The organism is Endozoicomonas sp. ALD040 (assembly GCF_049275945.1).
Classification (GTDB): domain Bacteria; phylum Pseudomonadota; class Gammaproteobacteria; order Pseudomonadales; family Endozoicomonadaceae; genus Endozoicomonas_A.
The window spans coordinates 1,063,111-1,078,428 of sequence record NZ_CP184829.1; the positions used below are offsets into that span (position 1 = coordinate 1,063,111).

Genomic DNA, 15,318 nt, shown 5'->3' on the forward strand with positions numbered 1-15,318 from the left:
GAGTTTTTCGAGACCGTTGACTCCCCACAATGGCAACGGACCAATATCCAAATTGAACTTTCCCGGGCTCTGAAAGTCTCATTACAAAAGAGTTTCAATTCAGTCCTTCAGATGCTAATAGGGAGATTAACAGTGGATGGTCAGATGGTTGGAGAAATTAACAAACCCGTTCCGGCTGGTAGCATGCCTGATCGTGGCGCGCGTGATAGTAACCCGTCTTATACTGGCATGCCAGCCAAGAGGCCAAGGCTGGATTTAGATTTACCGCCAAAAGTTGAAGCTGTCTGCTCTGGTTTCGCTTACCAACTGAATCTATCGTCATCTCAGATTATGACACCTGACAGGGCGAGAGCCGTATCCTTAACGGATTCCCCGCTCCAAAATAACCCTCACGCCTTCGATTTCCGTTTTGTCGCCAGTGATGATGAGGTTCGACAGCTTTTGGCTGACCAGACCCGCGATAAAAATCGCGATGTCACGCTTATTTCCCAACCCGATGACCTTGCACAGGCTAACCTGGTGAGCCGGTTGACCATTGCCGACAATGGTCGCCACGCTTTGCGCCCAGGCAAGCTCTTTGAAGGTTCACTGCCATTGACCCTGGTGATAGATATCCGAAAACTCACCAGTGAGGATCTGCCAAAATTTAACGATCTGCTGGACCCGGATAACCCCTGTCTATACGACAAGGTCAGCCAGAAGAAACGCCCTCTGGGAGAGCATGTTTCTCTGCTGGTTCTGGCAGCCCCTGCACAGCTGGCAGCGGTAGGCCAGTGTGACGACGCGCCTGCGGTCGGCGCTCCGGGCGCTGATTTCTGGCGGCGAATTAACCGACCGGGCAATAGCTGGCAGTTCCAGGCTGAGACTGGCAACGACCCATCGATGGACATTGACGGGGCTCCCCCGCTATTGCCTGAATTCCCCAGTGCCGAAAATGCTATGGACGACGACACTACTGTTGTTATTGACTGCCACTTGCACAACAACTGGCGGCAGTTACTGCTGGGTGGTCCCGGTGTCGATCAACAGGGGCGAATCCAGCACATTCCTGGCAGGCTTGAACAGTTGACATCCGGACAACGGGTGATACTGAAAGGCGCCGACTGGCAGAATCTGACCTTTGAACAGACCATACGACAGATGCTGGCGCAACAGTGCTTTGAGAGCAATGGGGAAGTCTGTCCGTTACCCGACGATGTTCAGTTTTATCAGATGCCGGTGGGGAAGGACGAGCTTCATTCGCTGTTCCAAAGCCAGCCTAAAGAGCACGCCGCAGAAAACCCGATCATCATTAACCAGGGGAATATCACAGAATGGCTGAGCCCCATTGCCATTACGCCTGAAGGCTATGCAATCCCTAACACCTGCCTGTTGGAACAGATCAGGGCGGGGGGGGTCGTCACCGTAACGTCTCCACTTACTGAAGCTCTCTGGTTTCATTTGCTGGGTTCATTGCAAACCCTTCGCGAGACCACCGGTCTGGAGCCCCGACTCCAGGTGGCCCATTCAAGACGGCAGCCGAAAGCCCTGGGATTGGCAGAAAACGATGGGCGCTTTCTGTCCAACCCACATAAAAAAGTCACAGGTTACGCCACCTTTAATACCTTCACTTATCAGCAACATGCCCAGGCCAGTCATTGGATTAATCATCAGCCACAAACCCCTCTGGTCATTCGGGTTAACGAACAGACTGGCTTCAGCCAGCTATTTGATAATATCCATATTACCTCGGAACAAAAGGCGCATTTCGGACGAAGTCTGAGTCAGTTGCAGGAGGCATTGATCGCTGGCAAACCGGTGGTATTTCGGGGGCTGGAAACTAATCCAGGTCTTCAGCAGCTCCTGGAACCCCTGGTTGTCGGGCAACCGCTGTTGGTCAATGGCCAGTTACAGGCCTTCCCGCACGCTCATGTCACAATGCTCTGGCCTGGGTCTGCGAAAACCCCATCTTCAGTATTCACTTCATTGGTTGCTGCGGGTAAGCCGTGCCCTGTAATCAACCTCTGGGACATCAATGCCCGCAGACATGAAATCCCTCGGAATGAACTACCAAAACGAGCACTTAATGAACTTTACGAGGCATTTAAAACCGTACCTGAAGACCTTTGTAACCCTCTGCCTGAAGTGACCGAAGGTTTGTTGAATAACCTGATACTGGCCGCCCGGCGGGCACAAAAGGTGGACCAGTCCCCACAAATCCTGCCCTGCCACTGGCGCAAGGCCATTGATAGCGTTATCACTCATGGCACCCGTCAGCATCGGCCCGTGCGGGATTTTATGAAAGTGGCTTGTTGGCACTTGTTACCGGATAAAACACCTGATGCTCACAGGAAGCCGGATCAAGCCGCCTCGGTAGACTCGGATCACTTGAATGGCATCCTCAATAGTGTCTCGCAGTTGGATAGAACGGTTGTAGAACACAACTTTTGGGCACTGGCCCGAGCCTTTGACCCGGCAGTATTTAATGGAGAATTACAACTGTCCTATGGAAGCCCATTTCCACTATGGGGTAACGAAGACCTTCTCAACAGGTTCTGTGCCATGATCGTGGCCCATGCAGCTGAAGAACAACGAGATGCTATAGCGTACCAGTTGAAAGTCGATCTGGCGGCAGCAGAGCCCTGGCAATCCTTAGCCATCAGACCAGCAAGACAGATTAAACGTTTGCAGGATGCACTGGCTTCTGGCTGGCAGTTAGCTTTGTCATCAGGGCAGACCCGAGCCGATGCCATCCACGGCCTCGCCAGCGATTGTTTTCATATTGCCAGAACAGCGAATTCTGAGGCAGAACGCATAGAACATCGACTGTCTGAATCACTCAAATGGGCGGGTTCCGCTGATGAGCCCCTGTCAGCACTGGCCCGGGATCTTTATCACGGTGAGATGAATCAAAAGGATCGTGAAAGCCGTCGCTTATCCCGACTCCATCACCGGCTTAGCGACTCTCCCGTTATCTTTCTGCAGGGAGAAACCGGCACCGGAAAAAGTTACTTTTCTGCCAAAATAGCCAGGGCTTCAGGACAAGCTTCAGTCATTTCCATCGGACCTTCTGACAGCGAACAGACCCTGATGAAACGCTGGCAGTGGCAACAACACGCCGATGGCGACCGCTCTATGGCGCAACAAAACCGGACATTGATGGAATGGGCCAAGACCGAACCCGATAAAGACAGTGGCTATGTTGGAGGTAACTACATCACTCTGGTGCTGGATGAGGCTAATCTGGCCCAGGCCGGACTGCTGGCATCACTGAACGGCTTGTGGGAACCGGAACCCTGCATCTATGTGAATGGTCATCCTGTCAAGGTCAGCGAAAAACACCGGGTGATTCTCACCGGCAACCCCGATCATTACTCCGGACGCCAAATGGACCCGGCCCTGAAAGAGAAATTGCCCGGGGCTTACTACCCTCGGTTAGACCGGGCATTCCTTCGAGACAGAGTGGTGGAACCGGCTCTGGTCAATCAGTTACAACGGCATCTGTCAGGGCAACCAATAAACGACATTGTAAAAAGTGCTACCGAGAGTGTGATGACACTCTGGCAATATTATCCGGAACTCTTGCCAGACCATGAGTTTACCCCCAGGGATTTAACGGATATCTGCAGCTGGGTGGGCTGGTATCTGGATCGTGCGCTGCCCGAAGGTGACAATGTTACCCCTCAGCAAATAAACAGTTTGATCCAGCAAAGTTTTCGGGATGTACTAGGTCCCGAAATCACCGAGACTCATCAGGATGCACAGCTGGCACTGGAAATCTGGTTTGTTGCCCGTTACCACCCGGACAACACTCTGCGCGACAGAGTTCACAACTACACCCTGCCAGCTATTCAGCAGGCCTTCAGTACATTCAGCAAAGAAATCCGGCCTGAGTTTGATACCTCCGGATCGGCAGTCTGTGAACTGGTGCAGCAGCTTGGGCAGGATTTAAGCCGCAGTCAGCAGGCTTATCATCACAACAGAAAACACGGCGGTCGTCAGGCAACGCTGATTGAAGGCCCGGCTGGACGGGGTAAAGATGCCACGCTGAACCTGGTGATTGAAAGCGTCAGAAAGCAGGCTAAGCAACAGGGAGAGTCCATGCCGGAAGTTTTTCTCCTGAATGCCTGTGATTGTTCCTGGGACAAAGTGTGTGAAGCGATCCAGAAGGCAAAAGTCGATGGCGGTATCCTGGTCATTTCGGAAATGAATCTGATCGACAGCCAGCATCTGGAAGGTGAGTTAAACGATATTCTGGCCGGTGACGCTCATCCGGGTTTTCACCTTTTCGCCACCATCAACCCACCTGAATACAGCGGGCGAAAACCCTTATCACCGGCGCTGAAAGGTCGTTTCAGACATTTGCCGATCCGCCAGTATAACCCAACCGAATTGCAGACCATTGCCGAAAAAGTGTTGCCACAGACCACGGAAGGGAAATTTGCGGCTGAAAAGCTGGCTCAGCTACATTGTCGATTGAGGGCTGACCTGAAACGGAAAAACCTGCCGTTACAGCCCACCAGCCTTGATTTACAGAATGTCGCAAAAGCTGTTACCAGAGGGCGCGATTTTTCTGAAGACAGCCTTCATCAATGCCTCAATCAGCACTACCGGCTTTATCTGATGGCTGCCAGCCTGTCGCTGGAGGAACTGCCCGGGTTATCAAGGCTTGCCATGGGTGAAGGGGCGCTGGCTCCTGATTTGTGCCACTGGCTCAACGAAACAGTACCTAAGATAGGACGCCCGTGGTTGATACGACTCAGTCATCGCAACAGTACAGATGAAAAAAACCATGAAATTTGTATTAACACTCAATTAAGCGAAGAGGCAGCCAAAACAGAAATCATCAGGCAGGTGGCCCAGGCCCGGTGGCAGGCATCCGGTCTTTCCCTGAAGCCAGACAGGTCGGACAATATGCTCACCCAGTCAATATACCGACGCTGGCAGCATTGCTGGTTTGCTCGTGAGTTTCACAAGACGGGCGTGGACGCCAACCAAGTATTTCATCTTTGGCAAGCACAGGAACAAATGCTGAAATTATCGGCTCACGAGCCTTGTCTCAGGGAAGCTGATCGGCAAATAGCGGCATGGAACGCCAATGCAGTTCAATGTTGGCCTGCGTTCTGGCACCGGTTGAAGGATACGCTGGACCATATTAACGAAGCCTTGGCTGTTGACCCTGATAACAAAGCCGGACAGTACAATCCGGAAGTCATCGAGAAAGAGACAGAGGCATTAGACCGGAACACTGACGAAGACCATCAGGAAGTACAACACCATTACGATTATATAGTTTTTAATACCAGGAATGTTCCTTGCCACATGTATCGTTATTGGGCCAAAGATATTCATGTGACCGTCGAGGGTGATGTCAAACGAATCGATCTTAGTGATAACCGCACGCTGGGGGTCGAAATACTCAGGCCGACCCTGTTAAAGCAGAACCAGCCAGTGACAGTAGCCAAGGGTCAGACGATGGGGGCCCTCGACTTAAAACCGGGCAACAGTCATCATGCATTGCCCAGCATGACGCCAGACGACTATATTGTGGCACTGCGTCTGGAACCCGAGTTACCCTTTGCCCTGGTCAGAGACAAATATACCGGGCTTCACACACTCTCTATTCCTGAGGCCGAAGCCAAACAGAATATTAAAGTGGATTATGTCGTAGAACCCAGGAAAACGGAGCCCCGTGCAAAAGAATTAACATGGTTTGACACCCATTGTTCAGAAGGTATGAAAGCAGTACTGAACGAAGTGTTTAATAACATTGGCAAACAACCAGCCGAAATACGCTTTCCTTTGTGGAAAATAAAACACTCTGAAAACACCAGCCAACGAATTGAGGCGATCACGGAGTATTGCCGACGGTTTTCCGGCCAGAGCAAACCAGAGCCCGGTAAAAATTTCTTTGAATTCCTCGTAACACAGCGGCAAGGTAGCTGTCGTCATCGTAGTTCTGTTTTTGTGGCTTTTTGTCGTTATTTTGGGATTCCATCCCGGCAAATCAGAAGCCTTTTACACAGCTTTGTTGAATATTGCCCGGATGGAGACCAGACTTGGAAGTCGGTGGATTTGGGTGGGTCATATCTTCCGTTCACAGTAATTGCCCCTGACTTCCAGGGGAATGACTGTCAGCCCACCTTGGAAGAAAGCGTTTACAACATTGAGATCAGGGGACTCCTGAAGGATCTTTTTAAAGGGGCTGATTTAGCACAACAACAAGCTCTTGCTAAAGCCTGTGGTATAAGCCTTGAGGAGTTGAACAAAGCCGTTGAGACAGACAGTGCATTGCCAGAAGCCAATATAAGTCTTTTTGAAGCAGTACAGAAACTTTGGCAGGAAAAAGATTTGCCCGGTTTTTCCATGGGCGTGTCAACGTTAAAGGCCTCGGGGACGAGAGCCCTGAGACATTGTGAGAAGCGATTGATCGGAGTTATCTATGACCATGAGGGGAATGCCTGTAAACCGATGTCGGAAGCAGTAAGGGCAATATTGTCCAACGGTCATTCCGATCAGGCCATTGAACAACTCAGGTTATTGCACTCAAAAATGATTGTTCAGGGCGGAGCAAGCCCTCTTGAGTGGTTGAGTTCTATAGTGGAAATAATCGAGAACAGTGACTTGGCCAACCCTTCGGTTATTCACTTTGTCCACGAAGCCCTGAAATTGGGTTGGCTGGAGCCACTGCCGACCTATAAGAGCCCTATTATGAAGGCCGATCATCATTATAAGCTATTGGTGCGTCTCGCAGGTGTCCACAAACTCAGGGCTGAAGCCACCCATCAGCTGAAAAAGTGGTATCAGACACTCTTGTCCAGGGAAAAAAATAGCCAGGTATGGCGGGTGGCTTATAGAGACCTTCAGGGAAGAAAAAGTGATGCCATGTTCGTCACTCATTGTCATGATGGGGTTTCGTCATCCCTTGAAAAAAATATGCTCAATCCATCTGTACAGATCGACTGGGTGCACGAACCTGAGGGTGTTCCGAATATAGAACGAATGCTGGTGCATCAGCCGGCATTTGTGAAGTTAAACTCGGGCAAGGCTGGCTATCGTCCGGTGATTACCATGGGGCAACCTTCCTGGGACAGCGAGGTGTTTAATGAAAAAGTTGAAGCCCTGTTGCAACGAAAAATTGAGAACAGCCCGGAATTGAAGGCGCTGTTGGAAGACATTAAACAATATAAGAAAAGACGTTTTGCTACCACAGGCAGTCACGAACCCATTTTAAAGTGCCTTGAGCTGTCATGGGATGACGAAAGCTTTTTGGGTACTTTAAAAAACCAATGCAGGCAGGCGATTCAGCAGGCGTTCAGTCATTACCTTTATGAAGTGACGCACTTAAAAGGCAGTCGTTTAACCTATTGTTGGGCTGACGCTTCCATCGCAGACTCCATGAATTCAGACTACTACGGCGCTCATGATCCATCTTCACCAGAAGAGCTGCATGCAATGATATGTAAAATTGAGAGCTCTTTCTGTTTTCAGCAGCCAGTGAAGGATGCCCGCCTGCTGCAGCAGGCACACAACGCCAGCAACGCACTGGTGCTCAAATCCGATGAGCTGACAACCATCGCCGAAGAGTTTTTGAACAGTGTGAATTTGAACTCGCTGTGTGAGTCATTGGATACGTGATAAACGTTTGGTTTCAAGACCGTTGACTTCCCACTATAGCAACGGACCAGTACCCAAATTGAACTTTCCCGGCCTCTGAAGGTCTTATCATTAAAGGGATTCAATTCAGTCCTTCAGATGGTTGTAGGGAGATTGACTATGGATGGTCAGATTGGTGGAGAAATTAACAAACCTGTTCCGGCTAGTGGCTTGCCAGCCAAGAGGTCAGGGCAGGATTCAGATTTAATATCAAACGTCAAAGCTGTCTGCTCTGGTCTCAATTACCAACTGAATCTATCGTCATCTCAGATTATGACACCTGACAGGGCGAGAACCGTATCCTCAACGGACTCCCTGCTCCAAAAAAAACCTCATGCCTTCGATTTCCGTTTTGTCGCCAGTGATGATGAAGTTCGACAGCTTTTGGCTGACCAGACCCGCGATAAAAATCGCGATGTCACGCTTATTTCCCACCCCGATGACCTCTCACAGGCTAACCTGGTGAGCCGTCTGAGCATTGCCGACAATGGTCGTCACACTTTGCGCTCAGGCAAGCTCTTTGAAGGTTCACAGCCATTGACCCTGGTGATAGATATCCGAAAACTCACCAATGAGGATCTGCCAAAATTTAACGATCTGCTGGACCCGGATAACCCCTGTCTATACGACAAGGTCAGCCAGAAGAAACGCCCTCTGGGAGAGCATGTTTCTCTGCTGGTTCTGGCAGCCCCTGAACAATTGACATCGGTTGGCCAGCATGGCGGCGCGCCTGCGGCCAGCGCACCGGCGGCCGACGCTCCGGGCGCTGATTTCTGGCGGCGAATTAACCGACCGGGCAATACATGGCAGTTCGAGGCTGAGACTGGCAATGAACCATTGATGGACATTGACGGGGCTCCCCCGCTATTGCCTGAATTTCCCAGTGACGAAAATGCTATGGACGACGACACTATCCTGGTTATTGACTGCCACTTGCACAACAACTGGCGACAGTTACTGCTGGGTGGTCCCGGTGTCGATCAACAGGGGCGAATCCAGCACATCCCTGGCAGGCTTGAACGATTGACGTCGGGACAACGGGTGGTACTGAAAGGCGCCGACTGGCAGGACCTGACCTTTGAACAGACCATTCGACAGATGCTGGCGCAACAGTGCTTTGAGAGCAATGGGGAAGTCTGTCCGTTACCCGACGATGTTCAGTTTTATCAGATGCCGGCGGGGAAGGACGAGCTTCATTCGCTGTTCCAAAGCCAGTCTAAAGAGCACGCCGCAGAACACCCAATCATCATTAACCAGGGGAATATCACAGAATGGCTGAGCCCCATTGCCATTACGCCTGAAGGCTATGCAATCCCTAACACCTGCCTGTTGGAACAGATCAGGGCGGGGGGTGTCGTCACCGTAACGTCTCCACTCACTGAAGCCCTCTGGTTTCGTTTGCTGGGTTCATTGCAAACCCTTCGCGAGACCACCGGCCTGGAGCCCCGACTCCAGGTGGCTCATACAAGACAGCAGCCGAAAGCCCTGGGATTGGCAGAAGACGATGGGCGCTTTCTGTCCAGCCCACAAAGTAAAGTCACTGGTCACGCCACCTTTAATACCATCACTTATCAGCAACATGCCCAGGCCAGTCATTGGATTAATCATCAACCACAAACCCCTCTGGTCATTCAGGTTAACGAACAGACTGGCTTCAGCCAGCTATTTGATAACATCCATATCGCCTCGGAACAAAAGGCGCATTTCAGACGATCTCAGAGTGATTTGCAGGCGGCATTAACCGCTGGCAAGCCGGTGGTATTCAGAGGGCTGGAAAGTAATCCAAGGCTTCAGCAGCTTCTGGAACCCCTGGTTATTGGGCAACCTCTGTTGGTGAATGGTCAATTACAGGCCTACCCACAAGCCCATGTCACAATACTCTGGCCTGAGTCTGTGAAAAGCGCCTCTTCAGTATTTAATTCGATGGTTGCCACGGGTAGCCGGTGTCCCGAGATTGATCTCTGGGATATCAATACCCTCAGGCATAAAATCTCCCGGGCAGAGCTGCCAGAACAAGCACTTCACTCACTTTACGAAGCCTTTAAAACCGTACCCGGTGGCCTTTGTAATGCTCTGCCTGAAGTGACCGAAGGGTTGTTGAATAATCTGATACTGGCTGCCCGGAGGGCACAGCAGTTTGACCACTCCCCTCAGCTCCTGCCATGCCACTGGCGCAAGGCCATCAATAGCGTCATCACCCATGGCACCCGACAACATCCGTCCGTCCATGATTTTATGAAAGTGGCCTGTTTGCAGTTACTGCCGGATGAAGATCAAGCCGCCTCCGTAGACCGGGATCAGTTAGCTGCCATCATCAGTAGCACCCCTCGACTGGATAGAAACTTTGTCAAGCGAAACCTGTGGCAACTGGCCCGAGCCTTTGAGCCGACAGTATTTATAGCTACCGAATTAAAACTGTCCTATGAAAATCCATTTCCAGAGTGGGGTAAGAAAGAAGTTATGGACAGGCTCTGTGCCATGATCCTGGCCCACGCGCCTGAAAAACAACGAGATGCCATATCGTATCAGTTAGCAGTCGATCCGGCGGCAACAAAGCCTTGGCAATCCTTGGCCATCGAGCCAACAAGACAGATTAAACGTTTGCAAGATGCACTGGCTTCTGGCTGGCAGTTACCTTTGCACTCAGGGCAGACCCGATCCGATGCCATCCACGGTCTGGCCAGCGATTGTTTTCATAGGGCCAGAACAGCGAGCTCTGAGGCAGACGGCATTGAACGCATAGAAAATCGGCTGTCTGAATCACTGAAATGGACGGGTTCCGCTGATGAGCCTCTGTCTGCACTGGCCCGGGATCTTTATCATGGCAAGATGAGTCAGGAGGATCGTGAAAGCCGTCGCTTATCCCGACTCCATGACCGGCTGACAGACTCTCCCGTTATATTCCTTGAGGGGGAAACCGGCACTGGTAAAAGCTACTTTTCCGCCAAAATGGCAAAGGCTTCAGGACAGGCAACGGTGCTCTCCCTGGGACCTTCTGACAGCGAACAGACCCTGATGAAACGCTGGCAGTGGCAGCAACACGCTGATGGCGACCGCTCTATGGCGCAGCAAAACCGGGCATTGATGAAATGGGCCAATACCGAATCCAACAAAGACGGAGAATACATCACCCTGGTGCTGGATGAGGCTAACCTGACCCAAGCCGGATTGCTGGCGTCATTGAACGGCCTGTGGGAACCGCAACCCTGCATCTATGTGAATGGTCATCCTGTCAAGGTCAGCGAAAAACACCGGGTAATTCTCACCGGCAACCCGGATCATTACGTCGGGCGCCAAATGGACCCGACCCTGAAAGAGAAACTGCCCAGAGCTTATTACCCACGTTTGGATGAGGCGTTCCTTCGGGACAGAGTGGTGGAACCAGCTCTACTCAATCAGTTACAACGGCATCAAATAAACGACATTGCACACAGTGCCAGCAAGAGTGTGATGGCACTGTGGCAATATTATCAGGAGCTTTTGCCCGAACATGAGTTTACTCCCAGGGATTTAACGGATATCTGCAGCTGGGTGGGTTGGTATCTGGATCGTGCGTTATCCAAAGGCGACAGTGCCAGCTGTAAGCAAGTGAACAGTTTGATCCAGCAAAGCTTCCGGGATGTACTGGGTCCCGAAATCAGCGAGACTCAACAGGATGCCCTTTCGGCACTGGAAATCTGGTTTGCTGCCCGTTACGAACTGGACAACACCCTGCGAGACAGAGTTCATAACCACACCCTGCCAGATATTCTGCAGGACTTCAGAACATTGACCAAAGAAATCCGACCTGAGTTTGATACCTCCGGATCGGCAGTCATTGATCTGGCGCAAGGGCTGGGACAGGATTTAAGCCGCTGTCAGCAGGCTTATCATCACGACAGAAAACACGGCGGTCGTCAGGCAACACTGATTGAAGGCCCGGCCGGACGGGGTAAAGATGCCACGTTGAACCTGTTGATTGAAAGTGTCAGACAGCAGGCTCTACAACGGGGAGAGTCCATGCCGGAAGTCTTTCTCCTGAATGCCTGTGATTGTTCCTGGGACCAAGTGTGTGAAAAGATCCAGAAAGCAAAAGTCGATGGTGGCATCGTGGTGATTTCGGAAATGAATCTGATCGACAGCCAGCATCTGGAAGGCGAGTTAAACGATATTCTGGCCGGTGACGCCCATCCGGGCTTCCACCTGTTTGCCACCATTAACCCGCCTGAGTACAGCGGGCGAAAACCCTTATCACCGGCACTGAAAGGGCGTTTTCGACATTTGCCGATCCGGCAGTACAGCCCGACCGAATTGCAGGCCATTGCCGGGAAAGTCTTGCCAGAGAATGAGCAGGGAAAAATCACGGCTAAACGGCTGACTGAAAAACATTGTCGTTTAAGGGCCTGCCTGCAACGCAAAGACCTGCCATTACAGCCCACCAGTCGCGATTTACAGAATGTCGCCATGGCTGTCAAAAGAAGAGGCGATTTTAGCGAAAAAGCACTTCATCAATGCTTCAATCAGCACTACCGGCTTTACCTGATGGCCGCCAACCTGTCGCTGGAGGAACTGCCGGAGTCATCGACTCATGCCATGGGCAAAGGAGCGCTTGCTTCTGATCTGAGCCATTGGCTCTATCAAAAGGTACCGAACATTGATCGTCCGTGGTTGATACGACAGAGTGATCGCAACAGTATTGATGAAAAAGGCCACGAAATTCTTGTTGAGGCTGGTCTGGATAAAAAGCAAGCCAGGACTGAAATCATCAAGAGGGTGGCTCAGGCGAGGTGGCAGGCATCCGGTTTTTCACTGGCGCCGGATCAGTATAACGATATCCTCACCCGGGCACTGTACCGATACTGGCAGCATCGCTGGTTTCATCGTGAGTTCGGCCTGACGGGCGAGGACGCCAATTGCTTATTTCCCCTGACCAAAGAAGAGAAACAAACGCTGAAAATGTCGACCTCCCAGCCTTTTCTCCGGGAGGCTGATAAGTTGATTGGTGCATGGAAAGCCGACGCAGTTCAATGGTGGCCTGCCTTTTGGCATCAGATAAGTAACCTGCCGAACCATTGGCTTGACGATTACATGGATGAAAAGTTAGCGACTGACTCTGGTAATGCGCCTGATAAACACTGTCTAAACGCTCCCTCGAAAAAAGATAAGGTACTGGACCGGAGAACAAACTATGAGTGCCTGAGATTGCCACTACTATACGATTTACCCGTTTTTAAAACGCAGAGACCCACTTCCCGTATGTATCGTTGGGAGGCAAAGGATATTTGTGTGACTGCCAGGGGCGATATCATACGGACCGATCTTAATGATCCACGCATTCAAGGTTTCGTAACCCTCATGCCGGACCGGTTACCAGGGCCTGACCAAGAAGTGATATTAACCAGCAACCAAACCCTGGCGTCCTTTAAGTGGACATCGAAGAAAGGTCAATTTGTGTTACCCAGCCTGACGCCTGACGACTATATCGTGGCCCTGCGTACAGAACCCGATTTGCCATTTAAACTGATCAGGCATCGGTATACCGGGCTTCACATACTGATTATTCCAGAAGCCAACACCGAACAGACTATTCAATTTACTTATGTCGTAGAGCCCAAAAAACCGGACGACAGTGTTTCGGCTGAAGAAGCCCGGCCAAAACAATCAATACGTTTTGACACCCACTGTTCAGAAGGTATTAAAACCGTGCTGGACGAACTGTTTTCGCCCGTAAAAGAGCACCCGGCCAAACTACAGATGAGTTTGCAGAAAATAAAAAACGCCAGACACACCCGGCAACGAATTGAGGCGATCACGGAGTATTGCCGACAGTTTTCGGGTAAGACTGAACCGAAGCCGGAAGAAAATTTCTTTAGATTCCTCGTCACTCAGCAGCAGGGTAGCTGCCGTCATCGCGCGCCTGTTTTTGTTGCTTTTTGTCGTTATTTCGGGATTCCCAGTCGGCAAATTCATAGCCTTACCCACGAGTTTCCCGAGTATTCACTGGATAGAGGTCAAACCTGGGAATCGGTGGATTTGGGCGGGGGGCCCGCACAGGTAAGAGAAATCAAATCTGAATTCCAGCCCACCAGGCAGCTCAGTAGTTCCGGCAGTGAGTCAAAGAGGTTTAAGGATCTTCTGAAAGGGGCTGATTCAGCGCAACAAGAAGCTCTGGCACAAGCCATTGACAAGAATCCTGAGAGACAGAACACAGCCCTTGAAAGAGGTAGTGCCTCATCAAATCCATTTAAAGTCACCTCCAAAATGGTGAGGGAACTTTGGAAGAGAAAAGATTTGACCGGATTTTCCATGGGCGTCTCAATTTTACTGGATATAAAAGCATTGAACAATTACGAGCTGGCATTGGTTGGTGCTGTGCATATAAAACACGGGGCGAGTACCTATAAACCCATGGTGGAGGCAGTAGCAAAAATATTGTCCGACAGTGATGAGGACCAGGTCACTGAACAACTCAAGTTACTCCATTCAAAAGTGATTGTTCAGGCCGGAGAGAGACCTCAGCAGTGGATGAGTTCCATGGTGGATATACTGAACGGCAGTGACTTAACCAGGCCTTCGGTTATTCAACTTGCCCTCGCAGCCCTGGAATCAGGTTGGCTGGATCCACTGCCGGAATACGACCACAAGATTAACGGGGTCCGTGAACAGCATGAGCTATTGTTACGCCTTGAAGGCGTTGATGAATTAAAAGTTAAAGCCACCCATTGCCTGAAAAATTTATACAAGCAGTTGTTTTCCAGAGAAAAAAACAGTCAGGAATGGCGGCTGAGCTATGAAGACTTCCAAACGAGAGAAGATGCCTGCCTGATGACCCATTGTCATGGTGGCTTTTCGCCATACCTGGAAGAGCTGATTGTCCGTAAAGCTTTACAAGACGCCTGGACGGACGAACCTGAAGGCATTCCGAATATAGAGCGGTTGCTGGTACACCATCCCGCGTTTGTGCGATTAAACTCTGGCAGGACGCTCCACCGACCGGTGGTTATCCTGGGGCAACCTCGCTGGTACAGCGAAGCAATGAGTGAAAAAACCGAAGCTCTGCTTCAACTAAAAGTTGAGAGCAGCCCGGAATTGAAGCGGTCGTTTGAAAAAGTCAAACAGTACAGGGAGATTGATAATGAATACGACAAAGCTCTGGCTGACCTGGATAATTGGTACAGTGATCATTCAAGCCATGAACAATCAATGCTTCCTGATCAGCAATGCCAGACTCGAAAAGAACAATATGAGAAACAAAAACTTGCTATCAAAAGTCATTACAAACCCCTTCTGGATTCCATTGGGCTGCAACACCGGGAAAAAGGGCTTGTACGTGATCTAAAAATCAAATGCAGGCAAGCGATTGGGCAGGCCTTCAGTCATTACCTGTATGGTTTGACGCACTCGAAAGGCGGTTCCTTGACCTATTGTTGGGCCGAAGCAATTGTCAGTGACCAGATACTTAGAATAAAATGGTATGGCACTCATGATCCATCCTCACCGGAAGAGCTGTATGCCATGATGCAATTAATTGAATCTTACGAATTTCCGTCATCTGCCAAGGATGCCTATTTAAAACAGGCACTCAACATCAGTAACGCTCTGATACTCAGGTCCGATGATCTGACCAAAATTAATGAAGAGTTTTTGAGCAGCGTGGATTTGAATTCGATTTGTGAGTCATTGGATACCTGATAACCGTTTGGT

The 15,318-nt window shown here is 50.5% G+C and carries 2 protein-coding genes; both read left to right on the forward strand.

The genetic code is table 11. From position 1 onward, the window contains the following. Positions 1 to 132: 132 nt before the first annotated feature. Entirely contained in the window at positions 133 to 7,617 is a 7,485-nt protein-coding gene (locus ACOJUN_RS03790) for an AAA family ATPase (protein ID WP_422135337.1), read from the forward strand. A gap of 138 nt (positions 7,618 to 7,755) precedes the next feature. Beyond that, on the forward strand, positions 7,756 to 15,306 hold the full coding sequence (locus ACOJUN_RS03795; protein WP_422135338.1) for an AAA family ATPase: 7,551 nt from the start codon (positions 7,756 to 7,758) through the stop codon (positions 15,304 to 15,306). Positions 15,307 to 15,318: the final 12 nt, after the last annotated feature.

What these genes read in the sequence shown, in the direction of transcription:
- ACOJUN_RS03795 (WP_422135338.1), top strand. Translation starts at nt 7,756, where the DNA reads ATGGATGGTCAGATTGGTGGAGAAATTAACAAACCTGTTCCGGCTAGT.